This is a genomic window from Desulfatiglans parachlorophenolica (genome assembly GCF_055394735.1).
In genome coordinates, this window is the sequence record NZ_AP042460.1 from 3,753,682 (window position 1) to 3,779,491 (window position 25,810).

At 56.5% G+C, this 25,810-nt stretch carries 28 protein-coding genes; 9 read left to right on the forward strand and 19 right to left on the reverse strand.

Features of this window, described 5'->3' with window-relative positions; genetic code table 11:
- Positions 1 to 199 precede the first annotated feature (199 nt).
- Entirely contained in the window at positions 200 to 589 is a 390-nt protein-coding gene (locus ACZ500_RS17510) for a hypothetical protein (RefSeq protein ID WP_464228699.1), read from the forward strand.
- Between the two features lie 73 nt (positions 590 to 662).
- On the opposite strand, the gene ACZ500_RS17515 is transcribed toward ACZ500_RS17510, so the two are convergent.
- Positions 663 to 836: a hypothetical protein gene (locus ACZ500_RS17515; RefSeq protein ID WP_464228700.1), complete on the reverse strand. Its 174-nt coding sequence runs from the start codon at positions 834 to 836 to the stop codon at positions 663 to 665.
- Between the two features lie 107 nt (positions 837 to 943).
- Between ACZ500_RS17515 and ACZ500_RS17520 the strand changes: the two genes are divergently transcribed.
- Both ACZ500_RS17520 and ACZ500_RS17525 read left to right on the forward strand, forming a co-directional pair.
- Positions 944 to 1,891: an AAA family ATPase gene (locus tag ACZ500_RS17520; RefSeq protein WP_464228701.1), complete on the forward strand. Its 948-nt coding sequence runs from the start codon at positions 944 to 946 to the stop codon at positions 1,889 to 1,891.
- Between the two features lie 14 nt (positions 1,892 to 1,905).
- Positions 1,906 to 3,363, forward strand: a complete 1,458-nt coding sequence (locus ACZ500_RS17525; RefSeq protein WP_464228703.1) for a vWA domain-containing protein — start codon at positions 1,906 to 1,908, stop codon at positions 3,361 to 3,363.
- Between the two features lie 193 nt (positions 3,364 to 3,556).
- On the opposite strand, the gene ACZ500_RS17530 is transcribed toward ACZ500_RS17525, so the two are convergent.
- The 3 genes from ACZ500_RS17530 to ACZ500_RS17540 form a co-directional block, all read right to left on the reverse strand.
- Entirely contained in the window at positions 3,557 to 4,327 is a 771-nt protein-coding gene (locus tag ACZ500_RS17530; protein ID WP_464228704.1) for an XdhC family protein, read from the reverse strand.
- Positions 4,328 to 4,399: 72 nt separating this feature from the next.
- Complete coding sequence (arsB, locus tag ACZ500_RS17535) at positions 4,400 to 5,623, reverse strand: ACR3 family arsenite efflux transporter (RefSeq protein WP_464228705.1); 1,224 nt, start codon at positions 5,621 to 5,623, stop codon at positions 4,400 to 4,402.
- 54 nt (positions 5,624 to 5,677) lie between these two features.
- Positions 5,678 to 6,052: an ArsR/SmtB family transcription factor gene (locus tag ACZ500_RS17540; protein WP_464228706.1), complete on the reverse strand. Its 375-nt coding sequence runs from the start codon at positions 6,050 to 6,052 to the stop codon at positions 5,678 to 5,680.
- A gap of 603 nt (positions 6,053 to 6,655) precedes the next feature.
- Here ACZ500_RS17540 and ACZ500_RS17545 point away from each other — a divergent pair.
- From ACZ500_RS17545 to ACZ500_RS17565, 5 genes are all read left to right on the forward strand, one after another.
- The gene (locus ACZ500_RS17545) at positions 6,656 to 7,111 is read left to right on the forward strand and encodes a rhodanese-like domain-containing protein (RefSeq protein ID WP_464228707.1); all 456 of its coding nucleotides are present in this window, start codon (positions 6,656 to 6,658) and stop codon (positions 7,109 to 7,111) included.
- 313 nt (positions 7,112 to 7,424) lie between these two features.
- Complete coding sequence (locus tag ACZ500_RS17550; RefSeq protein WP_464233078.1) at positions 7,425 to 8,813, forward strand: sigma-54 interaction domain-containing protein; 1,389 nt, start codon at positions 7,425 to 7,427, stop codon at positions 8,811 to 8,813.
- A 233-nt stretch (positions 8,814 to 9,046) separates the two neighbouring features.
- Complete coding sequence (locus ACZ500_RS17555; RefSeq protein ID WP_464228708.1) at positions 9,047 to 9,373, forward strand: NifB/NifX family molybdenum-iron cluster-binding protein; 327 nt, start codon at positions 9,047 to 9,049, stop codon at positions 9,371 to 9,373.
- Positions 9,374 to 9,379: 6 nt separating this feature from the next.
- A complete protein-coding gene (locus ACZ500_RS17560) occupies positions 9,380 to 10,210 on the forward strand; it encodes a sulfite exporter TauE/SafE family protein (protein ID WP_464228709.1) in 831 nt (276 codons plus the stop codon).
- 38 nt (positions 10,211 to 10,248) lie between these two features.
- A complete protein-coding gene (locus ACZ500_RS17565; protein WP_464228710.1) occupies positions 10,249 to 10,707 on the forward strand; it encodes a universal stress protein in 459 nt (152 codons plus the stop codon).
- A 145-nt stretch (positions 10,708 to 10,852) separates the two neighbouring features.
- Here the strand turns inward: ACZ500_RS17565 and ACZ500_RS17570 are convergent, their stop codons facing one another.
- Genes ACZ500_RS17570 through ACZ500_RS17580 form a run of 3 tightly spaced genes read right to left on the reverse strand, consistent with a single transcriptional unit; the run spans position 10,853 to position 16,394 of the window.
- Positions 10,853 to 13,978: an efflux RND transporter permease subunit gene (locus tag ACZ500_RS17570; protein WP_464228711.1), complete on the reverse strand. Its 3,126-nt coding sequence runs from the start codon at positions 13,976 to 13,978 to the stop codon at positions 10,853 to 10,855.
- Positions 13,975 to 15,114 (reverse strand): efflux RND transporter periplasmic adaptor subunit, encoded by a 1,140-nt coding sequence (locus ACZ500_RS17575; protein ID WP_464228712.1) that lies wholly within the window; start codon positions 15,112 to 15,114, stop codon positions 13,975 to 13,977. The genes ACZ500_RS17570 and ACZ500_RS17575 overlap by 4 nt, the downstream gene beginning before the upstream one ends.
- A 20-nt stretch (positions 15,115 to 15,134) precedes the next feature.
- Positions 15,135 to 16,394, reverse strand: a complete 1,260-nt coding sequence (locus ACZ500_RS17580; RefSeq protein WP_464228713.1) for a TolC family protein — start codon at positions 16,392 to 16,394, stop codon at positions 15,135 to 15,137.
- A 467-nt stretch (positions 16,395 to 16,861) separates the two neighbouring features.
- Here ACZ500_RS17580 and ACZ500_RS17585 point away from each other — a divergent pair, with 467 nt between their 5' ends.
- Positions 16,862 to 17,365, forward strand: coding sequence for a hypothetical protein (locus tag ACZ500_RS17585; RefSeq protein ID WP_464228714.1), 504 nt, complete (start codon positions 16,862 to 16,864; stop codon positions 17,363 to 17,365).
- Positions 17,366 to 17,604: 239 nt separating this feature from the next.
- Here ACZ500_RS17585 and ACZ500_RS17590 read toward each other — a convergent pair whose 3' ends face one another.
- The 12 genes from ACZ500_RS17590 to ACZ500_RS17645 form a co-directional block, all read right to left on the reverse strand.
- Positions 17,605 to 17,814, reverse strand: a complete 210-nt coding sequence (locus ACZ500_RS17590; protein ID WP_464228715.1) for a hypothetical protein — start codon at positions 17,812 to 17,814, stop codon at positions 17,605 to 17,607.
- 160 nt (positions 17,815 to 17,974) lie between these two features.
- Positions 17,975 to 18,184 (reverse strand): hypothetical protein, encoded by a 210-nt coding sequence (locus ACZ500_RS17595; RefSeq protein WP_464228716.1) that lies wholly within the window; start codon positions 18,182 to 18,184, stop codon positions 17,975 to 17,977.
- Between the two features lie 227 nt (positions 18,185 to 18,411).
- A complete protein-coding gene (locus ACZ500_RS17600; protein ID WP_464228717.1) occupies positions 18,412 to 18,561 on the reverse strand; it encodes a hypothetical protein in 150 nt (49 codons plus the stop codon).
- 16 nt (positions 18,562 to 18,577) lie between these two features.
- Positions 18,578 to 19,279: an OS_HP2 family (seleno)protein gene (locus ACZ500_RS17605; RefSeq protein ID WP_464228718.1), complete on the reverse strand. Its 702-nt coding sequence runs from the start codon at positions 19,277 to 19,279 to the stop codon at positions 18,578 to 18,580.
- 27 nt (positions 19,280 to 19,306) lie between these two features.
- Positions 19,307 to 20,803: a cation diffusion facilitator family transporter gene (locus tag ACZ500_RS17610; RefSeq protein WP_464228719.1), complete on the reverse strand. Its 1,497-nt coding sequence runs from the start codon at positions 20,801 to 20,803 to the stop codon at positions 19,307 to 19,309.
- Between the two features lie 4 nt (positions 20,804 to 20,807).
- Positions 20,808 to 21,323 (reverse strand): rhodanese-like domain-containing protein, encoded by a 516-nt coding sequence (locus ACZ500_RS17615; protein ID WP_464228721.1) that lies wholly within the window; start codon positions 21,321 to 21,323, stop codon positions 20,808 to 20,810.
- Between the two features lie 71 nt (positions 21,324 to 21,394).
- Positions 21,395 to 22,105: a cytochrome c biogenesis CcdA family protein gene (locus ACZ500_RS17620; RefSeq protein WP_464228722.1), complete on the reverse strand. Its 711-nt coding sequence runs from the start codon at positions 22,103 to 22,105 to the stop codon at positions 21,395 to 21,397.
- Positions 22,106 to 22,119: 14 nt separating this feature from the next.
- Positions 22,120 to 22,947: a thioredoxin family protein gene (locus ACZ500_RS17625; RefSeq protein WP_464228723.1), complete on the reverse strand. Its 828-nt coding sequence runs from the start codon at positions 22,945 to 22,947 to the stop codon at positions 22,120 to 22,122.
- A gap of 925 nt (positions 22,948 to 23,872) precedes the next feature.
- Entirely contained in the window at positions 23,873 to 24,331 is a 459-nt protein-coding gene (locus ACZ500_RS17630; protein ID WP_464228724.1) for a universal stress protein, read from the reverse strand.
- Positions 24,332 to 24,351: 20 nt separating this feature from the next.
- Complete coding sequence (locus tag ACZ500_RS17635) at positions 24,352 to 24,516, reverse strand: hypothetical protein (protein ID WP_464228725.1); 165 nt, start codon at positions 24,514 to 24,516, stop codon at positions 24,352 to 24,354.
- A gap of 203 nt (positions 24,517 to 24,719) precedes the next feature.
- Entirely contained in the window at positions 24,720 to 25,196 is a 477-nt protein-coding gene (locus tag ACZ500_RS17640) for an arsenate reductase ArsC (protein WP_464228726.1), read from the reverse strand.
- 18 nt (positions 25,197 to 25,214) lie between these two features.
- Positions 25,215 to 25,736, reverse strand: coding sequence for a (Fe-S)-binding protein (locus ACZ500_RS17645; RefSeq protein WP_464228727.1), 522 nt, complete (start codon positions 25,734 to 25,736; stop codon positions 25,215 to 25,217).
- Positions 25,737 to 25,810 lie beyond the last annotated feature (74 nt).

Sequence of the window (25,810 nt, forward strand, 5' to 3'; positions counted from 1 at the left end):
TAATCTCTAGTTCGAATGGATTTGACCCGATCTACGAACAAAATCTCCGCTCTACCCCTTATGCACGTCGGCCGTTTGATTCGGCAAGATCCTTCCTCTGCAAACCATCTGAATCGCTTGGCGGTGCTGTCCTGGCCGTGCGTGATAGGGGCGGTGTGGCTTTTACGAATCTTAAGGCCGGAATCGAAGGAGGTGAATCATGATGGGCATTGATGCAACCGAGGTGAAGCCGGTCCTCGGCATCAACCTCTCGGATCTCTTTCGAGCGACATTGGTTGATGATTGCCGAAACGAAGGATTTATAGGGATCTCACCAGATGGCCTTCACTATCATGTCGTTGTTCCCGTGGACCGCCTGATTGCCCGGGGTCTGATGGCTTGGGTTCCTCCCGATGACGGGACACCATTTGGAGGCTATTGCGGCTGGCATTATTTTTGCTGCTTGACCTATGAACCACAAGAAAATCAAGAGGTAGAACGCAAAGTTCGTTTGGAGAAAGCAAGAGAAAATGGATGGCTTATACAGAAATGGGGAAAAAGCGTAGGATTGGAAATACGCTTGATAGATGACATGCAAAAGAATGGGTAATGATCAACCCCATTGTCTTAACCCGTTGGTCCGTCACATCCTGAGTTTTTCATTTTACCCAGATTTTTGCTTTTTATTTTGGAATCTTAAGGTTGGGTCCATCCGGAAAAGAGCATCCGGCGCGGCAAAGTTTCCAATCCGGAAATGAGGGCTTTTGGCCAATATCAAGGAAATCAGGCGGTTGTGCGGAGGCGACCTGCAGGTCGCCGCACAAGTAAACGTCGAAATTGACGCCGAGATTGGCCAAAAAGACCGTTTCTGGATAGAGAGTTATGCTGCCCCAGCAGGCCTCTATGCCGCTTTGACTTTCTCTGGTTGTATTCTGCGATGGAAATCGCCAGAAAGGGTGGATCGATGGAATTTAAAAGCATCGAAGATACCATAGAGAAGATGAAGCAGAATGACTATATCAGTTCTCAGGAAATCGCCACCGTCGTATTCCTGGCCGGAGTCACGGGCAAGCCTCTTCTGATCGAAGGCCCCCCCGGCGTTGGAAAGACGGAACTGGCGAAGACCGTGGCCCGCGCCTTGGGCAGAGAGCTGATTCGCCTCCAGTGTTATGAAGGCATCGACGAGGGCAAGGCCATCTACGAGTGGGAATACGCCAAGCAGTTGCTTTACACCCAGATGCTCAAGGAAAAGATTCATGACATCGTTGACGCAGAGGACTCCCTGACCGCCGCCGTTAAAAAGATCGCCGCCCAGGAAAACGCTTTCTTTTCCGATCACTTCATTCAGGCCCGTCCCCTCCTCAAAGCGATCACATCCCCGGAGCCCGTCGTTCTTCTCATCGACGAAGTGGATAAATCGGATCCGGAATTCGAGGCCCTCCTCCTGGAATTGCTGAGCGACTACCAGATATCCATCCCCGAGCTGGGAACCATCCGTGCCAGACATATCCCCTTCGTGATCCTCACCTCCAACAGCTCCCGGGAGATGAGCGACACCTTGAAGCGCCGCTGTCTCTACCTTTACATCGACTTCCCCTCCCCGGAGCGAGAGCGGGACATCGTCATGTTGAAATATCCCGGCATTGACGAGCGCTTTGCCAATAAGATCGTAGCTGCCGTGACGGACATACGCAGCCTCGACCTGAAGAAGAAACCCTGCATCTCAGAGACCCTGGACTGGACGCACACCCTGCTGGCCCTCGAATCGACGGAAATCCCTCTCGATCTGATCATCAGAACATTGAGCGTCCTGTGTAAACATCGCGCCGACCTCGAACGGGTCAAAGAGCATCTCTTGACGAAGGAAGGTGCACCCGGAGGCCATCGGGAAAAAACAAACGCGCCGCATTAAGGATGACTATGGACATGACAGCGACAATCATCCAGTTTGCCCAGATCTGCAGGGCGGCGGGCATGCCCGTATCTTCGGCGGAAGTCCTCGATGCCATGGGCCAACTGGAGTGGATTGATCTCGCAGAGGAAAAGCAGTTCGAAACAGTTCTCAAAGCCAATTTTGCCAAGAACCTTTACCATCAGGCCATCTTTGCCAATCTTTATAACTACTTTTTCCATCACCTGCCGAACATAAAGCGCACCCGGCGGCCCCCCGCGGCCGGAAAAGGCACCTTGCCCCTCCGCGGCATCACCCGCGACAGCGCAACGGGAGGAGCATCCCGTGAGGAATTGCTGGATCTCTTGGCCTGGGACCCCTTGGCTCATCTTGATCTGCTGCTGAAGATTCAATCGGCCGATCTGGATATCACCCAGCTTCACCCATCCTGCTTCGCCGCTGGGGAAGGGTCCCTCACTTCTGCTCGAAGCAACCGGATGAAAGCGCGGATCAGGGAGCTTTGGGGCAGGGATTTTCCCTTCGGGGATGAATCGCTGCGTCTCTATTGCCAAGAATATCTTGTCGACACCCTTCCGAATGGAAGACCGCCAGGGGCAGGAAAGGGGGCTCATTCCCTTGTCCCCAGGCCTTTCCACCGCAAACCGGCGCGCCGGGGTCCCGCCAACCTCGGCGAAATCCCCTTTCAACAACTGACGGCGGCGGAAACAAGGGCGGTTCACACCCTTATCGCGCGCCTGGCCGCAAAATACAAGGATCGAATCACCCGCCGCGAGCGTCTTCAAAAGAAAAAGCTCGTGGATATCCGGAAGACCATCCGCAAATCAGCTCAATATGAAGGCTTGCCGATGAAATTGGCGTGGCGTAAACGCCCGCCTAAAAAGCCAAAGGTCGTCGCCCTCTGCGATGTGTCCTATTCCGTCTGGGCCGCCGTCCCGTTTATGCTGAATATCCTTTATTCACTTCAGGATTGCTTCCGGCAGGTGAAAAGCTTCGTCTTTATCGCCCGCATCGCCCCGGTCAGCGATATTTTCGCCCGCCTGGAAACCATGGCGGCTATCGACCAGGTCATGGACTCATACGAACTGCACTACCCGCGCAGCGCCGTATACGGCGGCGAGACCGAAAAGGTGCCCCTCGATGCGGACCCCGAGATATCAGACTACGGGAGTGCTTTGGCGGAATTCCTGGAAAAATTTTCCGACACCCTGGATCGCCGGACCACACTGATGATCCTCGGCGACGGCCGGAACAACTTTCTCCCCCCAGGGGCCGACATCCTCAAGAAAATGAAAGAGAAATGCCGGCGGATCATCTGGCTGAACCCAGAGCCCGAAGCCCTCTGGGGTGACGGAGACAGCGAAATATTTGCTTACCGTCCCCATCTTCAGGAGCTGCGCCCCTGCAGTAATCTTCAGGAGCTTGCCGCTTTCGTGTCCGATTTTCTTGTACACCCGTTTTATGGCAATGGCTAAAGCTAAATGAGGGCTGAACCCGAAACAGGGATTCTTTATCGCTTTCCCTTCAGGATAAGGATTTGGAGGCCCGGCTGATGCTGCGATCCGGAACGTGAGATTCGCTTCAAGTGTTCAGCTGATCCAGTTTTACGCTTTCAGGGCAAATCCCGGCCTAGCCAAAAAAATCATTTCCGGACGCGGCATGACAACCTCAGTTCTCACGCCCCTTCGCGGCCTCTGACCTTGGTCTTCCGCTTCCGCCATGCCGCACCATCTCGATCTCGGCCAGGATGGCCAAGGCGATCTGGGCCGGTTCTCTTCCCCCGAGATCTAGACCAATGGGGCCATGGAGCCTGCCTAACTGGTCCTCCGCAAAGCCATCCTCCCTGAGGTGGCTCAAGACCGTCTGGATCTTTCGCCGACTGCCGATCATTCCGATGTATGGAGCCGGCGTGGGACATATATCACGCAAGGCCTGCTCGTCTGTCACGTGGTCTTCGGTGATGAGTACGACATAGGTATCCCCAGTGATTTTCTCAGGGGCCAGCACATCAAGATCACCCCTTTCTGTTTTCACGTCCACAATCCTGACATGATACCCTGCGATGCGGGCCATCTCCGACAAAGGCCGGCCGATATGCCCGCCGCCCACGATCAGCAGCACCGGCATCGTCAAATACGGTTCGAAAAAAACCGTGACATCTCCTCCGCAAAGGGTCCCAATGGCATACTCCCCAGCTTCCTTGAGGGAATAACGCACTTCCTTTGCCATTGCCTTCGCGAGGGCTTCTTGTCCATCTTCACGGACGCGTTTTTCGAGTTCACCTCCCCCCACATTGCCCACACACTTTCCATCGGGCCACACCAGAAGTTTGAAGCCCACCCGGGCGGGCGAGGCACCCTGCACGTCAACCACGGTCGCCAGGACAACCGGCTCACGGTTTTCTATCGCTCCGACCAGCGCTTTCAAAACTTCCAGCATGATTTCCTCCACGGCTCAAGGCGGTTATAAACAATCAAACTGCCATGCCTTTCACCCTTGTTGATTGATCCGCTATTTTCTGCCGCCAATGGAAGCAGGGCTCCCAATGGGTGGCACCCCAAACCAGTTCTGCGTTCGAAGGCATATCTTGACCAGCATCAGCATCACCGGGACCTCGATCAAAACCCCGACCACCGTAGCCAGGGCCGCGCCCGAGGAAAGGCCGAAGAGCATGGTGGCCGTGGCAATCGCCACCTCGAAATGGTTCGATGCACCGATCATGGCAGCCGGCGCAGAATCGCGGTACTGCAAACCAAGGACCCTTGCCAGCGCGTAGGCCAGCCAGAAGATCAGGTTCGTCTGAATGAACAAGGGAATCGCGATCCACAGGATCGTCAGGGGATTGGCCACAATGACATCCCCTTTAAAGGAAAACAGCAGCAGGAGTGTGACCAGAAGCGCGATGATCGTGATCGGCGTCAGCACGTGAAGAAATTTCTCCTGAAACCAGACCGCACCCTTCGCGGAAATGATCCATTTGCGGGACAAATACCCGGCGACGAGGGGCAGGGCCACATAGATTCCGATGGACAGCAGCAAGGCCTGCCATGGGACGGGAAGCCGGCCCACCCCTAGCAGGAAACCACCCAGCACCCCATAGAGCACGAGCATGGTCAAGGAATTGATCGCCACCATCACGAGGGTCAACCCGTCGTTTCCGCGGGCGAGATAGCCCCATACCAGGACCATGGCCGTACAGGGCGCTATGCCGAGAAGGATGCATCCTGCCAGGTAGCTGCGCCAAAGCGGCACCTGGAGCATTTTGACCCCCTCGTGCATAACCACGGTCCCTGCCCCATGAACCGCGCCCACCGGCAGGTCCAGACCGAAAGGCATTTTCACGAAATCGACGGCCTCCGGACCGATGAATCCGTAGAAAGCGGTCCCCAGAAAAAAGAGGGCGATGCCATACATGGTGAACGGCTTGACGGCCCAGTTGACAAAGAGGGTCAGAAAGACAGGTTTGCCGCTTTTTCCGGCCTTGATGACCTCGCCAAAATCGATCTTGACCATGATGGGGTACATCATGAAAAACAGGCAAACGGCGATGGGAATGGAAACCACGGGGGCCTCGTTGACGTAGATGGCCATTCCATCAAGGGCCCTGGCCAGGCCCGGAGCGAGTTTGCCGAGTATGATCCCCCCGATGATGCACAACCCGACCCACAGGGTCAGGTACCTCTCGAAGATGTTCGTCATCTTCCGCTCGTCAGCCGGACTGAATTCGCTGCTCATGGCACCCATTCCTCCTCGTCTCTTCGCAGGGGTTCCGGTCTATGCTCTCACTTACTATTCTTTTCTTTTTCTTCTTCTTTCCTTCTGTTTCCTGCAAACTTCATGCATGTCGCAGGACATGATGGTCTTGAGTCTTTCCCGATCCGCCACTATGTCCCCGGACCCGCCCAAGGCCTTTCTCAGCCAGGCAAGCAGATCTTGAGGGAACGTTTTCGAAAGGCTGTAAAATACCCAACGACCCTCCTTCCGACTCGTGACTAGAAAGGCCCCCTGAAGCATGCTCATGTGCCGCGAAACCGTCGCGGTCGCAAGATCGAGCAGTTCCGTGATTTGGCAAACGCATAGCTCACCGTAAAAACTCAGGGCCATCACGGCCCGCAACCGGTTCCCGTCCGCCAGGGCCTTGGTGATTCGAAGCGTCGATTCCATTCGAGGATCCTTATTGATTGTATATTTAGCCAATCATCGTAATGTAAATTTTAGCGGGAACGCACAGAATGTCAAGGCCCAAATCGCCTCCAGATCCGCTCTTCCATCTCAAGTGTTTCCATCTTGTATCCATCCGAAGATGATTTCCGGATGAACAGGAAGGAGAAAAGAACTTCAGCAGCAATAAGGTTTCCAGCCCCATAGGTCGAAATTTTCCAGGTGTTTGATCGCAAAACAGACGGCCAGAGACGTCAGCGCATACATCCGTCCTTACCACCGCAACACCCAGCCATCGCTGCTGGCAGGTCGAGGCACCAGGGGCAAGGGCTCTTGCGGAGAACAACAGAGATCAAGTATAATCTGATGGCTGTCAACACAAAAGGTCTGTGGGATTTTTGCAGCCTGCTATGGTCCACCTTCGTCCGCCGGAATTTCTTGAGCCGATGGACGCAGGGCCCCTGCGGCGGCACATCCGCTCATCCAGTTCGGCCGCCGGGACATGCAGCCCCCGGCCCACGATGCCGACGGACGCGAATGCCGCAGCGACGCATTTCTTCTGAAACATGGAACTGAGCCATTTGCTCACGGCCAAAAGGAAGAATTATGAAAAGGCATCTTGTCATTGTGCTGACCCTCGTCTTGGTGAACTGCGGCCTTTGCGCTCACGCGGAGGAAATATCCCTTGAAAGCTATCTTTCGTCTTTCGATTACCAAGCCCGCAAAGACATGAAAATCGACAACGAAGCACTCCTCAATGGTATCATGGAAGATAAGATCCAACTGATAGACATCCGCTTCAAGGAAGAATACGAGGCGTGGCGTACCGGTTTTGCCGTCAACATCCCGCTCAATGAGTTGCCTGGCAGGTTGGGCGAACTGGAAAAGGACAAAATTATCGTCACAGCCTGTCCGCACAAAGATCGGGCGACACTGGCCATGGTTTACTTGCGGACCAAAGGGTATCGGTCGAAGTACCTGGTGGACGGACTCGTAGGGCTTGCCGAATACCTGCGAGGAGACCGGGCGCGAGATTTCGTCAAATTCGTGAATCGAAAATGACTGTATCCCATTTCTGATCAACCTTCTCAAATACTTTATATGTGACAGTTGTGAAACCTGTTTACGAGAGAAAAAAAGATGATCAACGAGGCTTAAAAGCACATTGACATTATGACTGCACCTCACCTAACCTATAGAGCCGGCTCCGATCTGCCGGATAATTTTAAATATCCAATTTTATTAGGCCTGAAGAATGTCACCGACGGCGATTTTTCCGGTCTGAAAAACGGAGCCTAGACAGAAAAGAAAAGGCGGCGCCTGAATAGCGGTTTCAGAAATGAGCAACAGACGAACTATACACACGCAATTGGCTGTGAAAGGACAAGCGGCAAACCCTTTTTGCGACATCACCCACCTTGTCCGCTCACCCTGTTGTAAAATTCTCGAAAGCATCAGCGACGGTGTTTTTACCATCGATGCCGACAAACGTATCATTTCCTTCAACCGGGCTGCGGAGGCCATCACGGGGTTCAAGACCACCGAGGCCCTCGGCCAATACTGCTTCGATATCTTCCGCGCCGATATCTGTGAAAAGAATTGCGCCTTGGATCAGACCCTCGCCGACGGAAAAACGCAGATCAATCTGCCGGCCCGCATCATCGCCAAGAGCGGTGATACGAAACAGATCCGGCTCAGCACGGCAATCCTGAAAAACGAGAACAGTCAGGTCATCGGTGCCGTTGAAACATTCCGGGACGTCACCGAGTTGGAGACATTGAGGCGTTGTGCCGACCGTTGTTTCACGCCGGAAGACATCGTCGGAACCCATCCGAGGATCCGTGAAATTCAGTCATTCCTGCCGGACATCGCCCAAAGCGAAAGCACCGTCATCGTCGAAGGACCTACCGGCTCGGGCAAGGAACTCTTTGCAAGGGCCATTCATCAGCTCAGCCTGCGCAGAGATGGGCCCTTTGTCGCCCTCAACTGCGCCGCCCTGCCGGACAGCCTCCTCGAATCCGAGCTTTTCGGCTATTGCAAAGGCGCCTTCACCGGCGCGACACGCAACAAGCCTGGACGGTTTCAATCGGCCCATGGAGGGACCCTCTTCTTGGATGAAATTTCGAACACCTCCCTCAATTTCCAGGCAGATTTGCTGCGCGTCCTCCAGGACAGCCGCATTACGCCTCTGGGGTGCAACCGCAGCACCACCGTGGACGTCCGCATCCTGGCGGCCAGCAACATGGAATTGGGAAGGCTGGTCCGAGAAGGAAGATTCCGTCAGGATCTTTATTACCGGCTGAACGTGGTCAAAATCAGCCTGCCCGCTCTGTGCGAGAGAATACAGGACATCCCCCTCCTGACCGACCATTTCATCCGCCGGTTCAATCTGCGTAAAGAACGGGATATCCAGGGGGTCAGCGATGACGTGCTTAACTTCTTGATGAACCACTCTTTCCCGGGAAACGTCCGTGAACTGGAAAACATCATCGAATTCGCCTTCATCATGTGCAAGGGCCATCGCATTGAGATAGGGCACCTCCCCAAAGAGCTCCTGGAAGACGCCTGCCTAGCTCGGCCTCTTCTGTCCGATGCCGAACATGCGGAGCGCCAAAAGATCCTCTCCCTCTTGGAGCGCCATCCAAACAACCGTCCGGAAGTCGCCCGGGCGCTGGGGATCAGCCGCACCACTCTCTGGCGCAAAATGAAGAAATTCAGTCTTCTAGTCCATCGAAACGAAATCTTGCCTGAAACGGTTTCATGATTTGAAACACACCTGAAGATCCCCGCCTTCCCCAAGCATTCCCTCCGCTTCGCTAATCATTTGTAATACATAGAATATTCTAATGCCTCGTCTCCGTTCCATACCGTGGCATCTCATTTGCTTTGTAGATTTACCGATGGCCGCCGGCCTCTTTGTCCGTATCACGCCGCTCGTGGTTTCTCGATGTATCTTTGGTCCGAAACCCCGAGCCGGCAAGGAAAAGATGGGATTAGATGATGAAAATCGCCGTTCCACTGTTCGGAGACAGGATTTCCCCCTACTTCGGCGCATCTTCCGAAATCCTGCTGATTGAAACCCGAGGCCCGACGGTCGCCAAACGATCCACCTTACACTTCGGAGGCGGCGGTCCGGAGCAAATGGCCCGGTTTGTGTCGTCGTTCGAGGTAGATACCATCCTATGCGGGGGGATTCAGAGCAGCCAAAAGGAATGGCTGAAAGACAACGGCATACGCGTTGTGGATAACCTGAAAGGCCCGGCAGAAAAACGGGTAGCCGAGATGATCGCTCAAGAAGCCAAACAGCTCAATCAAAGGAGGTAGCAAAAAATGGAAATGCAAGCCGTACAGGTGATCGCGTTGTTAGCCACCGGCATAGGGGTCGGGTTCGCTTCCGGACTACTGGGTGTGGGAGGATGTTTCATCATGGTCCCGGTCCAGTTCTGGGCCCTCAAATCCATCGGGGTGGACCCCACCATCGCCATCCGCATCGCCTTCGGCACAAATCTCCTGGTGGTGCTGCCCACTGCCTTCAGCGGCGCCATGACCCATCATAAAAAAGGGGCCGTACTGTGGAACGCAGGACTCACTTTCGGCATTGCCGGCGCCCTGGGTGCTTTCGGCGGTGCCTTTATCGCCTCTCATCTGCCGGGCAGGGTGTTGACCATGGCATTCGGCATCGCCGTCATTCTCGGTGGCATCCGGATGCTGACGGCCAAGCCGCCCAAGATCACCGACGAGCCCTCCAATAGCTTGAGCGCGTTTATTCTCTGGGGCATACCCCTGGGCATCTTCTCGGGCATCATCGGCATCGGCGGCGGGGTGCTGATGATTCCGATCATGGTCTATTTCCTGAAATTCAAAATGCACCAGGCGGTGGGCACCTCCACGGCCCTGATGATCTTTACGGCGGCCGGAGGCGCGCTTTCTTACTGGATCAACGGATCGGGCGTGCCCGGATTGCCGCCCTATTCAACCGGCTACCTCAACTGGTATCAATGGGCCATCCTGGCCGGGGTCAGCATCCCGTGGGCCGTGGTGGGGGCCAATACGGCCCACCTTCTCCCGGCCAAACAGCTCAAATATCTATTCATCATCGTCATGTTCTACATGGGGCTCAAGATGTGCGGTGCGTTCGCCTATCTGAAGCTGCCCCTGTAGCTCTGCCCCTCAACCACAGACGGTTTGCGGAGGTGAACATGTTCGAAACCATCCTTTACCCAACCGACCTTTCAGATGTCTCCTTGAAGGCGCTCGACTATGTCAAAGGTCTGCAGGGGGCCGGAACAAAAAAGGTCATCCTGCTGCGGGTGATCAACGACAAGAGCATGGAATGCATCAGCAAGGGCCTTGCCTTGGCCGGGAGGGAGGTATCCACCTTCCTCGCCCAAGTGCTTCAGTCCCTTCAGGAAGAGGCCCGGCAGCGCATCAGGCCGATCGAGGAAGAACTCAAGGCCCAGGGCCTTGACGTCACGACCCGGATCGAACATGGCCTCCCACAAACCAGGATCCTCGAGATCGCCGAAGCCGAGAATGTGTCGGCCATCGTGCTGGGCTCCCACGGCAGGAGCAACGTCAGTTCGGCGCTCCTGGGATCGGTGTCCGACCACGTCATCCGCCACGCCAAACGGCCGGTCCTTGTAGTCAAGAGGGCCTGAAAAAGATATGGGAACCAATCGCACGCGATTCCATATGGTTCCGGATGAAGCCGCCCCATCCGCATAAAGCAGTTTATTCCTGATCCACAGAGGGGGCGCTGTTTCGGGAAAGTCTCGCCGATGTATAAACAGCCTCTCTGTCCTTTCAGCCGGCGGGGATCGAAGAGCCTGCCGGATGCAACCCGCATAGCTCCGGCCGCGCGGCCTCTCCTATATGTTCCGTTGTGAATATAACATACAGGCATGGCATGAGAAAGAGCGCGACCACATTTTCCATCAGCAAACCGCCGATGGCAGCGATGGCCATGGGTTGCAGCATGTCGCCGCCGGCCTCGAGCGCCAGCGCCAATGGAACGAGCCCGAACAGAATAGCGGTGGAGACCATGATGATGGGTCTCAGACGCAGCTTTGCAGCCGTGAGGATCGCCTCCCGCACCGGCAGACTTACCTTCTCCTGCAGACGGCGCGCGTAGGTGAACAGCAGCACACCGGCATTGACCGCCGCCGCCAGGACCACCAGGATGCCGATGATGACGGTGGCGCCCAACGGTTTACCGCTGGCCAGGAGAAGTCCGACGGATCCAACCAGGCAAAAAGGCATGCTCCCCAGGATGAGCGCCGGCAGCTTGAGGCTGTTGAACTGCACCGCCAGGACGATAAAGGAAAAAAAGAGCGCAAAGGCGAGGATCAACAATACGTCCCGGGTCATATCGGCCATCATTTGGGCCTGCCCCCCATAGGCAATCTCGTATCCAGGCGGCAGAGCCAGCGCAGCCATGGCCGCCCGGAGACCGGCCAAGGCCTCCCCCACGCTGACGCCGACCGCATCCCCCCGCACGATCACCATTTTGACCTGATCTTCACGCACGATCTCCACTGGGCCGCTGGCCGCCCGAACCTCCGCCAAGTCCCCAAGACGGACAAACCCTCCCTGCTGGGTAGCCACGAGGAGGTTCTCCAAATCACTGCGATGCCGGATGCGCGACTCGGGCACCATCACGCGGATGTCGTAGTCATTGTCTCCCTCGCGCAGGCGTGTGGGGACACTGCCGGCCACGAGTGTGCGCAAGGCATCGGCCACTTCGGCAACCGATACGCCCATTTCCGCGGCCCGCACCCGATCTACGGATACCTGCAGCTCCGGCTTGGAGAGATCCATGGCCACATAGACATTGGTGAACTGATCGAGGTCGTTCATCGTCTGGGCAACCTTGCCGGCCGTCTCAAACAACTGCTGCAGATCGTCTCCCTGAACCTTGACCTCGATATCCGCATCGCCCAGTTTGCGCATTCCCTTGACCTTCGTCTGGGCCACACTCACCTTGCCGCCCGGCGCCGGCACCCGTGCCACCCGCGGCCGCAACTGCCGGATATATTCGGCCGTGCTGATATTGCGCGCTTCACGAGGCACCAGTTGCAGGTTCAACTCGCCTTCATTGGCGATCTCAAAAGTAATGGTTCCCACTGGCCGGCCGCCGGCCATGGCAAACAAGCTCTCTATGCGCGGATCGTCTCCGATTTCCGCTTCGATCGCATCCAGAACCCGATCAGTCTCCGTCACGGACGCACCGGTGGGCAGTCTGACCTTGACCATGACACGTCCATCATCCATTTGCGGAAGGAACTCGCTGCCCAGCCGGGCCGCGCCGTAGCCGCCAACGGCCAGAAGCAGCAAGAACAAAGCGACGACGCCGTAACGATAGGCCAGAGCCTTTTCCAACAACCGCCTGTAACCCTCTGCGATGCGGTCGACCAGGCCTTCGAAGCGACTCTTGGCTCCCCCACCCTTACCACGGCCCAGCAAGACGGCGGTCAGCATGGGCGTCAGGCTGACCGCCGTCACCAGACTGATCAACACAATGCCCGCGACCACCAGGATCAACTCCCTGAACAGCAGGCTGACCAGCCCGGGTACCAGGAGAAAGGGCACGAAAAGGGCCAAAAAAGCCATCGTTGCCGCGATCACCGCCGGACCGATCTCCTCAGTGGCGGCGATCACCAGCTCATCAATCGGCTCATGGGGGTTCTCCTCGCGCCGGCGCGAGCATGCTTCGATCACCAGAATCGAGTTGTCCACCAGCACACCGATGGCAACCACCAGGCCACCCAGGGAGAAAATGTTTAGGGAAAAGCCGGCTGTCTGCATCAAACCGAAATTCAGGATCAGGATAAACGGTAACGCTGTGATGATTACCACCACCTGCCGCCACGAACCCAGAAACAACCAGACGATCAGGACCACCAGTACGGCCGCCTCGACGGCCGCCGTTCGCACCCCCCTGAGGGCGTCGCTCACATAGATGCCCTGATTTTCCACCATGCCCAGGGCGACCCCCTCGGGCAAAGCGGATTTGAGTTCTTTCAGCCGCCGCTCCACAGCCCGGGCCACCTCCACTGTATTGGCGTCCGCCTGCTTCATCACGCTGATTTTGACCGCAGGTCGCCGATCCAGGCGGGTGATGACCCTTGCCTCCCGGTGCGCGTCAATCACCTCAGCCACGTCTTGCAGCGTCACGCGTTTGGGCCCCTCCCGCAGCAGGACGACATGCCGAATATCGTCCAGTGAAGCGAATTCCCCCATGGTGCGGGCAATAATCTCCTGGGGGCCGACCGTTAAGCGCCCTCCAAACTGCTCGACGTTTTCCTCACGCAGGCGTTTGAGCACCGTTCCGATGGTAAGGCCGTATTTCTCGAGCGCGTCAGGTCTGAGGTGGACGCGGATTTCGCGCACCAATCCCCCGACAATCTCGGTCCCGGCCACCCCAGGCACCGCCAGCATCTGCTCCTGCAGCCACTCTTCGGCCCAGGTGCGCAACTGCACCAGATCCCAGAGACCGGAACGTACCGTAAGCTGCAGGATCGGGATCTGGGATGGATCGGCCTTGAAAATCACCGGCGGGTCGATGTCCCTGGGAAGTCTGCGCGCCACGCGCGCAAAGGCAGCCGTGGCATCCTGGTAGGCGACGTCGATGTCCCGCCCGTAGCCGAAGTTGGCGGTCAAACTGTACATCCCTTCGATGCAGGAAGATTCCAGGTAATCCAGCCCATCCACCGTCATCATCTGACGCTCGATGGGGTCTGCCAGGTTACGCTCGATCTCCTCCGGCGTGGCCCCGCTCCAGAAGATGTTGAGCTTGATCATCGGATAGGTCATGTCCGGCAGGAAATTGACGGGCAGACGCCACAGGCCGTAAAGACCGAGCACCACCAGCGCCAGTGCCAAAGCACCGGTCCCGAGACGCCGCCGGACCGTATAATCCGTAATCCTCATGACCGGCCCTCGCCTTTGACCGCCGCATCGGCGTGGGAGGCCTCCTCTTCAACCACCTTGACTTCAGCGCCTTCCTTGAGTGTTTCCTGGCCGGCGACAATAACCCGGTCGCCCTCATCGAGGCCGGAAACGATGTGCCTGCGGCCATCCACTTCCACACCGGTGCGCAGGTTGCGCCGCACCGCCTTTCCTCCCTCTACGATGAATGCCGAAAACCCGCCTTCCTGGGTGGCCAAAAGGCAGTGGGCAGGCACGGTTAAAGCATCGGGGATCCTGGCCAGAACCACCTGAATACGCGCGAACATGCCCGGGATCAAATTCACCTCATCCGTCAAAGCGGCCTCCACACTGCGCGTGCGCGTGCGATCGTCCAATTGCGGATAGACACGGCTGACGACCCCACGGAAGACCTGCCCGGAATGGGCGTCGAATTCGATCTGGAGCGGCATTTTTTCTTGAACCTCGGTAGACTGACTTTCGGGAATGGCGAACTGCACCACCAGGCTGGCCGGATCGAAAATTTCGATCAAAGGGGTCCGCGGCGCTACGTAGTCGCCTTCGGCCACGTAGACCTTGGATACAACGCCATCCCACGGTGCACTCACCAAATAATCCTCGGCGTTTTCGATTGCCTTAGCCAACTGAGCGCGCGCGTTTTCGTATTTCGAGCGCGCTCCGTCCAATTGAGCCCCAGGCACCGCGCCGCCTTGCACCAACTGCGCGATCCGTTCAAGCTCTTTTCTCTGCTCTTTCAGCATCTGCTCGGCAGCCGACACCTGAGCCTGAGCAGCCTTGTTGCGGCTGATTTGGAGAAGGATTTGCCCCTTCTGAACCCGATCCCCCTCGCGTACCATACAGTTGGCAATCGCACACGCCTCGACCGGCCCCTCCCCCGGCGAAGCCAGCCGGGCAGTCCGTGTCGGCGTCACGGTGCCGCTCAAAACCACGGTACGGGAAAGCGAACCTCTAGCCATGGTTTCCACCCGTACCGTGGGCACGAGTTTGCCTTTAGAAGCCTCCTGAGACGCGGCCTCATGCAGCCCTTCTTTACCCTTGTCCGCCCCTGGAATGGCCTCAACCGATGTGCGGGAATGGACGGCGCCGAAGCCGATCAGGCGCAACCCCGCCAAGACCATCGTAATCCAAGCCCCCACTTTCATAAGACATCCTCCCCTGTCGCCAATCTCAATTTGGCCCTGGCGATCTGATAGTCCGCCAGAGCGCGAGCATAGTTGGTTTCGGATTGAAGCAACGCCGATTGCGCATCCAGCACATCGGTCAGAGAACCGCTGCTTAGCTCATACTTCATACGCTCGATGCGCAGACCCTCTCTGGCCTGTTCGATGGCCTGACGGGTCACACCTATTCTTTCGGCGCTGGATTGCGCATTCAACACAGCTGTTTCCACTTCCCTGCGAATCTGTTGACCGAGTTTGCGAAGGCGCTCCTGGGCCGCCGCAAGCAACGCAGCCTCTTCGTGGACCTTCGCCGCAATGCGCCCCCCGTCGAATAGGGGCACCGTCAACGCGAGTCCAATGGAGCCGACATCTTCCGTCTGTTTCGTGTTTCGCCCCTCGTCTTCCGGCCTCAAAGCACCCTTTATACCATAGCTCCCCACCAAGTTGATGTTCGGCCAATATCCCGCCCTGGCGGAATCAACTCGCCTGGATTGGGCCTCCATTGCGGCCTTGGCCGCCAGATAGTCCGCGCGCATCTTCAAGGCAACCGGCATGAGTTCTTCCATAGACAGGCCAGCGCCAGGTCGCGTCAACAGCGTTCCCTCAATCTCCATCCCGGCCCCATCGGTGTCCAGGCCCATCAAATTCACCAGCAAACGCCTTTGGACAGCCAGGATGTTCTGCTCCCTCAAGAGGCCTTGCCGCAGATCCGCAAGCCGGACCTCTGTACGCAGAAGATCGACGCGCGCCGCCTTTTGAACCGCCAGGAGATCGGACACCTGCTTTCGGTGCTCTTCCATCGCCTCTACCGAAAACTTCACGGATCGGATCACTTCACGCTGGCTCAAAATAGCGTAAAAAGTGCTGGCCAGGTTGAAGACGAGTTCTTCCCGGCTGCGAGCCAACCTCTTCTCTTCCGACAGCAAAAGCAATTCCGCGGCCTCGATCTCATTGGTTATACGACCCCCCGTGAACAAAGGCAGCCTCAAAACCAGGTCGCCCCGGTAAATATCCCGGCCGAAGACGCCGGGTTCGCCGTTGTAGCGGGTCGGGATCAGCCGTTGCGGATCCAGAAAATGCCCGTAACCGGCCTCCGCGCTTACGCTGGGCCACCGACCGGCCCCTGCGCCGGAAAGTCTTGCTTCAACCGCCGAGACACTCCACCGAATCGCGGCGATTTCAGGATTATTGGCCAATGCGATTTCAACCGCTCGATCGAGCGTCAGCGGCCTCTCCATCGAATTGGAGCCTGATCGGGTTTCAGGAGCCTGCGTCGCGATATCATCGAAATAAGCCTTTTGACCGGATGATAAGCCCTCAACGGGTTCAGCCGACTGGGCCGAGGCTCGGCCGCAAGACAGAGCGGCGTTGGTGGCGATCACCATGCAGCATGCAAGCACCCTCATAAATTTCAATGTGTTAACAGCCACAGGGGCTGTTTCCCTATCGATCTTAAACGAATTCATAAAGGACTGACTCTCCTTGTGCTCAGCCGCACTTTTCCTCTTCGGGATAGACGCATGGTCGACGAGGCTATCCATCAAAATGGGATGAATGTCACCGGCAAACGAAAAGGTCTGATAGGAGGGAGGTCTCCCTAGCAAAGAAGGGAAACGTTCAGAAGAAAAATTGGAGGGAGGAAGGCCCGGCAGCGGGAACGAAGATAACCGGGCGCGTATCGGGAAAGCGATCCGATATGAGGTTCTTGGGCCCCAACTGCAACTTGGGGGTTGTTTGTCATCTGACTGGAGGAGAATTCCGTATCGGAACGTGGTGCGACGACATCCCTAAAGACCGTTACCTGTCTGCATCCAAGGCAGCAAGGTGGAATCTCCGCAGTTGCATCCATCTGCAATTCTTTGTAAGAATGTACATCGCCGCCTCTTCGGCCGAGAGGCTCTCCTCGGGCATGGTGCAAGGCCGGACAGACCCAGTGGAAACTCAGGGTCAGCAGAAGCAGGATGGAGACAATAGAATTCAAAAGCCTGAAAATCAAAATCCCGTTTCCTTTCTCTTCTCCTTGAAACGCCCCCTTGGATTGAAACATACCTCTAATACCGACCTACCTGCTGCCGTCATGACCCCCAAAAAGGAAGCGCCCGATTCCTTCTACCCTTTCGGATTCGCCCTGCACCAAAATGACGCCTATGCCTATCATTCAAGAGCAATTTACAGCGCGAATCTGACAGGATGCTGCAGCAATAAATAAGCCAAAAATCAGCATGCCCCTTAGAAACCCTTGGGAGGGCCTTCACAAATGCAGATCAGCCCCAATGGCTTTTTTGACGGAAGCCGGATCCGCCTACTTTATATCCATATATGCCCATACGGGGGTCAAAAAGCATCCAGGGACGTTCCGGCAACCGCTCGGAAGCGGACACCGGGAAACGAAGGTGCTGAGACGCTTCCAGCGCAATGAAGGAATCCATTGGGAGAAAGAGGCTGCAGCTATCCCATCATCGTCTTCATCATATCGCGCATCCTATCCATCCCAAAACCGGTGGACCCCATCATGTTCATGCAGACTGGCATCATTTCGGCCATCATTTTCTTGGGGTCGCGTCCAAAATCCTCCAGCATCAAGGGCATCGCTTCTTTCATGAAGGCAATCCTTTCCTCTTTAGTAAAGGCCTTGAATTGCTCTAAAACGCTTTTCATTTTATTCCTCCTTCCGCAACGATTCAGCCCAATGGGCTCCATGTCAATCCGCGTTCCGACACACCCTCGAATTCGGCCTGAATGTTCTCCCCTTATTCATGCCCCTGTTCACCAAAGCATCGGTCCATGCCACGCTTCGTTTCAACCAACTTCAAAGCGTTTAACGGTCGCCGCCTTCTCGGTCCGCGATGTATCTTCTATATTCTTTCAGCAAGGCGTACGCGTAGTCCCTGCGTGCACGTTCTGAAAAAGGGATGTAGTTCTTCTTTTCTTCGAGTCTGCGGATGATCTCTTCGGCGGTCTCATCGGTCGCCTTCCCGCCCTCGGCATAGAGGTCAGCCATTATTTGGCCCAGGCCGACAACAGCCACTTGGGTATCATCCGGAAATTTCAACACGTGCCGGCCAACTGCCGGCTGAGGGAACTCTCACCCGTCTTTTCACCCGCCCTCTCTTTCGTGCATCGGCAACATCGGGTTATTCGATGCCGCTTTTTTCGAATCTTCCGGCATATCGTCTTTCCCAGCGGACATGCTCCACCTCCTCAAAACGCGTGATCTTTCTGATTAGGGCCGTACCCGGCCTCGAATACCGGCATTCAACGCCTCTGAAGCGCCTTCTCGACCTTTCCGGCAAAGACCCCTTGGACCAGGGCAAGCGCCTCCTCGGCATCTTCATCAAGAGTAACCTGCAAGATACGCTGGACCTCCCCGGCTTCCAACCGCAGCTGAACCGGTTTAAGATTCATTCTATCTCCCTTCCCGTCACTGGATCATGCCCGTTATGTATATCGGGATGGTAGGACGCAGACTGCTGTCCGTGCTGACATACAGCACATCTGCATAGCCTCCTTTTTCCACGCGTGTGTTTTCCAAACGGATGACACAGCGTTTATCGTCATCCGTGCAGCGCCTGATTACAGAATACTTGATATGCGTGCCGTTTTTGACCGTGACCTCACCCACGGTAAACGGGTACTCCTTTCTGGGAACAATTCGGACTTCAGCAAATAGCAGGCTTCCTGCCGGACCCACCATCCTGACGCGCTCGGGGTTGATTTCAGCGAATTTTTCCACAAAACCGGTAACAGAAAGAGAGAGCGAAGGCTGAGACGGATCATTGGTTTCAATGTGCACCTTTTCCTTAATCGATCTTCCGCCGTAGCCGCGCGTATTGACCGTGACCCGAATGTTGCCCGCCTGCCCGGGCGGGATCTGGCTCGCACTGGATGCGGCCGTACACCCTCAACCCGACGCGATCTTGACGATCTCCAATGGTTCATCGCCGCGATTGTGAAGCATGAATTCATGCATCACCTGGCTGCCCTCCACAACCGATCCAAATTCATGGGTGCTATCAGGGAGAAAGGCCTGCGGCCCTTTGGAAGGGACATCCGCCCTCGCTGCGAAAGCCGGCAGGAGGATGATGCAAGCGACCGCTATCATAAACGAGAGGTTTTTCAGCATACGAAAATCTCCTTTCATTCGGGATGGTCAACGACGACCTTCAAGCGGGAGCTTTTGCAAAAGCGCCTTCGCAGTGCCGGGCCGGCTCCGGTAGACCTTGATGGTCAGGACAACTGATGCGACCAGGAAACCGGCATCGCGGGCCACGGTCCACAGATCGGCCGGCCCGGTGGCTGCTTCCGTCGAAAAACACCCGCAATGGATATCCAATCCCCTGATGAGATTGAACGTCAAAGCGCCGATGAACACGGCTAGAAGCCCGCTGCTTAAAACGGCTGTGCCCGGGAGCCACCATCCAGCGACCAGGAACACCCCCAGCAGAAGCTCCAGCGCCGGCAGGATCAACGCCGCCAGGTTGACCAAGGCATCGGGAAGAATCTGGTAATGGTAGACTGCCTCCGCAAACGCCTGGGGATGCAGAATCTTGTCGAAGCTGGCAAACAGAAACAGGGCACCCAGCATCAAACGCAGTATGTGAAACAAGGCGGGACCGAACCTTTCAGAAGCACTATTCACGCGCTGCCTGGTTCCACCGCATTCCACCTTCTGGCCGCGCCCTTTGTCCCCGTTGCACGCCAATTCGCACAGGATGGCGCCCTGCCCGCAGTCCGCGGTCTCGAATTGCAGCACAGGGTGGTCGATGCGAAACCGTTCGAGCAAGCCCTGTCTGATTCTTGCTGCAATCTTTTCGGTGGAGCTGACCAGTTGATCAGGCACCACCACGTGACAAGAAAAGGCCGTGTTGGCGGAAGATATGTGCCAGGCATGCAGGTAATGGACGCCTTGGACACCCGGCAGACCCACCAGAAAGTCCCGGACCTCTTCCAAATCGAGGAATCCGGGCGTGGCATTCATCAGGACAGCCGTGGACTCCTTGAGCAGACCCCATCCGTTTTTCAAGATGAAGGCCACGATCAGCAGCGATAGGAAGGGATCGAGCCAGTACCACGGATAAAAAAGCAGCAGGAGGCCGTTGACCAGGACCGCCACCGAGGTCAGCAGATCTCCGACCATATGCAGGAAAGCGCCGCGGACGTTCAGGCTGTGCGCTGCATCGCGGTGGAGCATCCATGCCGACACGCCATTGCCGACCACCCCGACCCCGGCCAGGATGATCACCGTCAAACCGTCGACCTTTTCAGGGTGGAAAAAACGTTCTACGGCATGATAAAGAATGACTCCGGAAGCGCCGGTCAAAAGAATCACATTGATCAGGGCAGCCATGATTTCGGCCCGCCGGTAGCCGAAGGTATTCGACAAGGTTGCGCCCTTGCGGCCGATCCGAAAGGCGATATATGAGATCAGGACGGCAGTGAAATCGCTGAAATTGTGTACGGCATCCGAGATCAGAGCCACGCTGTTGGCGAGCAGACCGCCGATGACCTGCGCCACGGGTATGACCAGGTTCAACCCTAAAACAATCAGGAGCCTGGACCCGCTTGTATCCTTCAGCTCCGGACCGTGATGATGACTGGAGCAGCAGCCTTCACTGTGACGATGTCGGCCGGGAACATCTTCGCGCATGATGTCAACCCCCAAATCCTGTCGGCAGACCGGCTTGGAGCCAGACGCTCCAGCCGTTGACGAGCACATAGACCCTTTTGAAACCCATGTTGATGAGAAACAGGGCCAGTTCATGGCTCAAATCGCAACTTTCGCCGTCGCAATAGGTGATTATCGTCCGGGCTTCGGCCAAACGGTCGACGCTCTCTGCAATGTAGCCGTCCACTTCCTGCCAGGGAAGACTCAGCGCCCCCTGAATGTGGCCCTCGGCATACTGGCTTTGCGGACGAGCGTCGAGGAACAGGACGTCATCCTGCTGGAACAGCCTTGCAGCGTCATCGAGGCTGATCACCAGACTCCTTCCGGCGGCATCGGAGAGCCGCGCCTCCGGCGACCAGGCCCCGATAAGCGGGATACCGTCGTTCCGCCACAGGTTGAACCCGATCCCGACCAAACTGGCCAGCAGCAGGATGGCCGGCAGCTGCCATAAAGCCTGCTTCAAGGGTTCTGAAAACGGTTTGCCATCGCTTGCAGGTTTCATTCTTCCCACTCACCTGGATCCGTTCAGGATGCCGAGAAAGAACCTTTGCCGAATCCAGCCGTTAAGGCCTTTCATGCGTTGCCGACAATGGGGCTGACGATGAAATAAACGCCCAGCAGACCGATAACCACTCCGGCGCTCCGGCGAAACCACAGGCCGGCCCCCTGCCACGAACCGCTTTCCGTAAGCCTGCGGACGAAAGCCGTAGAGCTGCCGGCCGCAACAATGGGAAGGCAGTGACCCACAGCAAAGAGAACCATCATGACGGAACCCGCAAAAATCTTTTGCTGCACGGTGACAATAGCCAGTATCGGCGCAATGAACCCGAAGGTGCAGGACCCGGAAAGAATGCCGTAAGCAAGCCCCAGGCCGAAAGCGCCGTGGATGCCCTGCAGCTTGAGGCGATAGAGGAGAGAGCCCGACATGGAGCAGGCCTCAACCCCCAACATGCCCATGGCCACCCAGATGAGCACCACCCCGACAAGAACCTGCAGCCAAATCCCCACATCGCCGAGCATGCGGCCGAGCATCGCGCAGACAATGCCCACAGCTGCAATCGTGATGAACAGCCCGAGCGTGAAAGCACCGGCGTACCATCCGGCCCTCCGGGGATTCACCCCATTCTCCTGCCCGCCCACATAAGCCACGATCAGGGGGATGGAGGCAAGGTGGCAGGGGGAAAAAAGCACGCTCACCATCCCCCATAGAAATGCGGCGCCGCCCGCGATGACCAGCCCGCCACCCATCCAGGTGTTGACCGCTATCATGAACTCTTCGAACATGGTCTATCTCCTTTTCATTGGACGACACCGATTCGGGCCAGTTGTTTGAGCACCTCGGATTCAGAAAAGAAACCGACGTGGCGAAAGGTCTCCGAGCCGTTTGCATCGAAAAAGGCCTGGACCGGGATGGAGCGAATCCCATAGCGGGCGGCAAGGACTTGCTCTTCGCCCGCATGGACGAAAACGACGTTCAGCTTTTCCGGATACTCTTTGCGCAATTTCTCCAGGATCGGCTGCATCATGTCGCACGGGACACAGCCCGAGGCCCCGAACTCGACCATCGTAGGTTTGCCGGAGCGTCTGGCGCGTTCCACGGGATTGTCCATTGCCAGCCGGTTTTGTTCTTCCACCCACTTTTCATTGACACGGAGGTTCACGGAGTCGCCAAGACCCAGGATGTATTTGGAAACAGCCGCCTGTTTCCTGTCTTGAAGCAGGTACTGGCGTATGTTCTCGGCGACTCGCTCGAAGGGCGCACCTCCCATCATTTCCTGGTTCTGCTCGTAAAAGGCGCGGACATCAGCCTCAGAGACGGTCAGTGACCCGGTTTGCTGTTCGAACAAGGCCTGAATGGTCTCGGAATCATCCCCGGCAGCCTCTGCCACCCCCGCTTTGCGGGCCTCCTTAAGCAGGATTCGTCTCGTGGCCTCCTGCTCCAGAAGGAAGAAGAGGTTCTTCTCGAGCTGCGCGCGCAGCGCCTTTTCCTCCTTCTGGACGGTTTCCACCAGCTCCGCCCGGCTGATTTCAAGGTCATCCGCAAGGAGCAAGGTCTCATCCGGCATGGATGCAAGTATGGCGGAGGCGAGGATGCCGGAAGCGAGATCCGGGTATTTTGTCTTCACGGTGACTGCCTCCGCAGCCGATGCCGATCCCGCCCAGAGCAGGAAAATCACCACCGCAAGGAGCAGGGCCCTTAGGATACGTGGGTACGGATACGGAGCTATGCTCCGCTCGAAATGGAAAAGCAATGTGTCTCTCCTCTAAGATTCGAATATCTTTCGTTTGGTTCGCGCGTATCGAAAGGCCGCAGCTTTATTCCCCTTAAACCTGCGGGCTGCAGCAAACCGGCCTGACGCATTCCAAGACTGAATCGCAGAAGAAAGAATCTTCAACAAAGAAAAGAGCACTTCAGCAGAAAAAACGGGGGTTTGGCGAAAGGCAAAAAATCAAGCAGATGCAAACTGGTTCGCGACGAACAAAGAGCGACGTCGGGCCTCTCGAGACCCACTGGCAGAAGGAAATCTTTCCTATAGGAGCGTAAATCCGTTTCAGTTGAGGTACTTGAGCGATCGGGCAGGATGAACAATCGGCCGCCGCCGGATCCACAAGGCAACAGCTTGCAGTGGTGAGGCGGCAAAGGGCTGCCATCAACGTCGAGAACGTCGCTTTTCGGGCAATCGGTTTTCAGGTGATTGGACTCCCCGCCGGGGCAGGGCCACCCGGAGCCCAGAATCAGCACCAGCAACATCCAAATCACCACACGGGGCCCTCTACCAGCCATAAACGCCAGATCCTTTCAAAAAGGTATTTTATCCCCCGATTTCAAAGGTTGCAACCGCCTTTTTCGGGCGCCTTAAAGATTGGGGAATGAACCACGCTTTTTGCGTGAGTTGCCAGGTTCTCAAGAGTGGGTCCTGGTATAAACATAAGCGAAACCGTTGGCTTGCTTCCTTTTGTACGAATGCACCCGATTTCCCCGCGGCGATGATGCACCAAGCTACCGCCAAAGACGCGGACACCCGGTTTTCGACCGCAACCTCACTCGAGCTAGTCCCGTTTGATCACGAGGACCGGGATTTTCGAGTGGCGGATAACATGGTCCGATACGGATCCGAGAAGCGCCGCGGCGACATTGCTTCTGCCATGGGAGCCCAGCACAATGGCTGATACATTTTCAGATTCTGCAACCTCCAGTATCTTGGTTGCCGGCACCCCTTCCTCGACGCGGACCTTTACGTCAAAACCAGCCGCTCTGAGTTCCCCTTCGACCGGCTTGAGCTCTTTCAAGGCCTCATCCGAAAGCACCTCACAGGCCTGCTGCAGGAATGCCGCGACATCTTTCCCCGCCAAGGCAATCCCTTTCGCCACATAATCCCTGCATTTACGGCTGATTACCATCAACAAAACGACTTTCCGAACCCCTGCGCCGCGCATGTTCTTGATATAGTCAACGGCCTTCAAGGATATCTCGGAGCAATCCGTGGGATAGAGTATTTTTTCGAACATGTCGTCCCCCCCCTCGCGACTCACCCATCCAGATGAGATTTCAGGCCGCTCCGCCCGCTTTGTTCAATCCGGGCGACAAATCCACGAATCAAGCGGATCGCAGCTTCCTTATCCGCATCCAAGGCGACAGCCTTCATCTCCTGGAATTCTTTTTCCGTGATAGACAGTACCAATTTCTCCTCCATCGAAATGAACCGCAATGCCGCAGACCGGCATTCCGCATAATTACGCTTACCATTCTTCCGCCTTATCTCATCTGGAGCGGGAGAACTGTCTGAGGGCTTTTTAGGCTCTGCTTCCGCAGGCCGGTGAAAGCTGGAACCGATGGAACCCGCACGTCAAAGAATTGCGCATCTCGAAAGATGGGCTCAAACCGCTATTTTGAAGATTACTGGGGCCGATTTTTGGATGCCGCCGACTCCGCGTCGCCCTCTTCGAAAACGGCCCCCGGCAGACGCTCGACGAAGGATCTGATTTCATCGCGTACACGGCGGTAATGTCCCAACGCTTCCTCCTCGCTGCGAGCGACTTCGGCGAGCTTCGGCGGATCATCAAAGCCGACATGAACGATTCTGCCCGATCCCAGGTAAAGGGGGCACGTTTCATATGCATGGCCGCAGAGCGTGATCACGACGTCGAAATCCTGAACAGGCAGTTCTTCAATGGTTTTGGACGCCTGTCCACTAATGTCCACCCCTGCCTCGGCCATCACTTTCACCGCCAGCGGGTTCAGGCCGTGCCTTTCAATGCCGGCCGAAAAGGCTTCCAGCTCGTCCGATTTCAAGTGTCGCGCCCATCCCTCGGCCATCTGGCTGCGGCAGGCGTTTCCGGTGCAAAGGAAAAGAACCTTCGGCTTGTTTTCCATGAGCCGTTCCTTTTTCTCTCAATCGAACACAAATCGCCCGAGATAATCGGACAGTTTCAGTCTGTTCTCTTCGATCAGCTCGGGACAGTGCTCTTGCCCCCGCCCCCCTTCCACCACGAGGGCCGCGAAGGCCATACAGGTAGGCCGACCGCACTTCCCGCAGTTGGTCCTAGGCAACAGTCTCAGAATTTCCAGCAACTTAGGCTTTGCCCTGCCCGCATAACAGGGCGTGATGCCCTCACGGTCCTTCCAGGCCTGGTTGATTTCATTCTTCATCCACTCGAGGATCCGGTCCGCCTCTTCCTCGTCCTTCAGGGCGTTGATGGCTATTTCCCGCGCCCCCACCCGGATGATCTTGCCCTGATGATGGAACATCACCGCCGGAGGATCCACGAAATACTGTGTTCCGCCCAGTACGGCGTTCAGATAGGGCAACGCCTCGCTCACGTCTTCCCGAAGATGCGCGATGCAGTGAAGAGAGGTGAAGCTCGGGTTGCACTCCGGCCGAAAGATTTCCCTGGTGTAACCTGACAACAGCACGGATTATTCCTCCATTCAAAAATCCATCCTTGGATGCGCATCGATCCCCTCGCCGAGGAGAAGGCGGATTTCCC

Bases quoted from the DNA above. Each gene is read 5' to 3' on its own strand.
- ACZ500_RS17570 (WP_464228711.1), bottom strand. From the start codon at position 13,978: ATGAGGATTACGGATTATACGGTCCGGCGGCGTCTCGGGACCGGTGCT.
- ACZ500_RS17575 (WP_464228712.1), bottom strand. From the start codon at position 15,114: ATGGTCTTGGCGGGGTTGCGCCTGATCGGCTTCGGCGCCGTCCATTCC.
- arsB (WP_464228705.1), bottom strand. From the start codon at position 5,623: ATGAGCAGCGAATTCAGTCCGGCTGACGAGCGGAAGATGACGAACATC.
- ACZ500_RS17640 (WP_464228726.1), bottom strand. From the start codon at position 25,196: ATGGAAAACAAGCCGAAGGTTCTTTTCCTTTGCACCGGAAACGCCTGC.
- ACZ500_RS17540 (WP_464228706.1), bottom strand. From the start codon at position 6,052: ATGGAATCGACGCTTCGAATCACCAAGGCCCTGGCGGACGGGAACCGG.
- ACZ500_RS17590 (WP_464228715.1), bottom strand. From the start codon at position 17,814: ATGAAAAGCGTTTTAGAGCAATTCAAGGCCTTTACTAAAGAGGAAAGG.
- ACZ500_RS17565 (WP_464228710.1), top strand. From the start codon at position 10,249: ATGTTCGAAACCATCCTTTACCCAACCGACCTTTCAGATGTCTCCTTG.
- ACZ500_RS17525 (WP_464228703.1), top strand. From the start codon at position 1,906: ATGACAGCGACAATCATCCAGTTTGCCCAGATCTGCAGGGCGGCGGGC.
- ACZ500_RS17635 (WP_464228725.1), bottom strand. From the start codon at position 24,516: ATGGAGGAGAAATTGGTACTGTCTATCACGGAAAAAGAATTCCAGGAG.
- ACZ500_RS17530 (WP_464228704.1), bottom strand. From the start codon at position 4,327: ATGCTGGAAGTTTTGAAAGCGCTGGTCGGAGCGATAGAAAACCGTGAG.
- ACZ500_RS17545 (WP_464228707.1), top strand. From the start codon at position 6,656: ATGAAAAGGCATCTTGTCATTGTGCTGACCCTCGTCTTGGTGAACTGC.
- ACZ500_RS17510 (WP_464228699.1), top strand. From the start codon at position 200: ATGATGGGCATTGATGCAACCGAGGTGAAGCCGGTCCTCGGCATCAAC.
- ACZ500_RS17600 (WP_464228717.1), bottom strand. From the start codon at position 18,561: ATGAATCTTAAACCGGTTCAGCTGCGGTTGGAAGCCGGGGAGGTCCAG.
- ACZ500_RS17555 (WP_464228708.1), top strand. From the start codon at position 9,047: ATGATGAAAATCGCCGTTCCACTGTTCGGAGACAGGATTTCCCCCTAC.
- ACZ500_RS17620 (WP_464228722.1), bottom strand. From the start codon at position 22,105: ATGTTCGAAGAGTTCATGATAGCGGTCAACACCTGGATGGGTGGCGGG.
- ACZ500_RS17580 (WP_464228713.1), bottom strand. From the start codon at position 16,394: ATGGAGAGGCCGCTGACGCTCGATCGAGCGGTTGAAATCGCATTGGCC.
- ACZ500_RS17615 (WP_464228721.1), bottom strand. From the start codon at position 21,323: ATGAAACCTGCAAGCGATGGCAAACCGTTTTCAGAACCCTTGAAGCAG.
- ACZ500_RS17560 (WP_464228709.1), top strand. From the start codon at position 9,380: ATGGAAATGCAAGCCGTACAGGTGATCGCGTTGTTAGCCACCGGCATA.
- ACZ500_RS17610 (WP_464228719.1), bottom strand. From the start codon at position 20,803: ATGCGCGAAGATGTTCCCGGCCGACATCGTCACAGTGAAGGCTGCTGC.
- ACZ500_RS17520 (WP_464228701.1), top strand. From the start codon at position 944: ATGGAATTTAAAAGCATCGAAGATACCATAGAGAAGATGAAGCAGAAT.
- ACZ500_RS17630 (WP_464228724.1), bottom strand. From the start codon at position 24,331: ATGTTCGAAAAAATACTCTATCCCACGGATTGCTCCGAGATATCCTTG.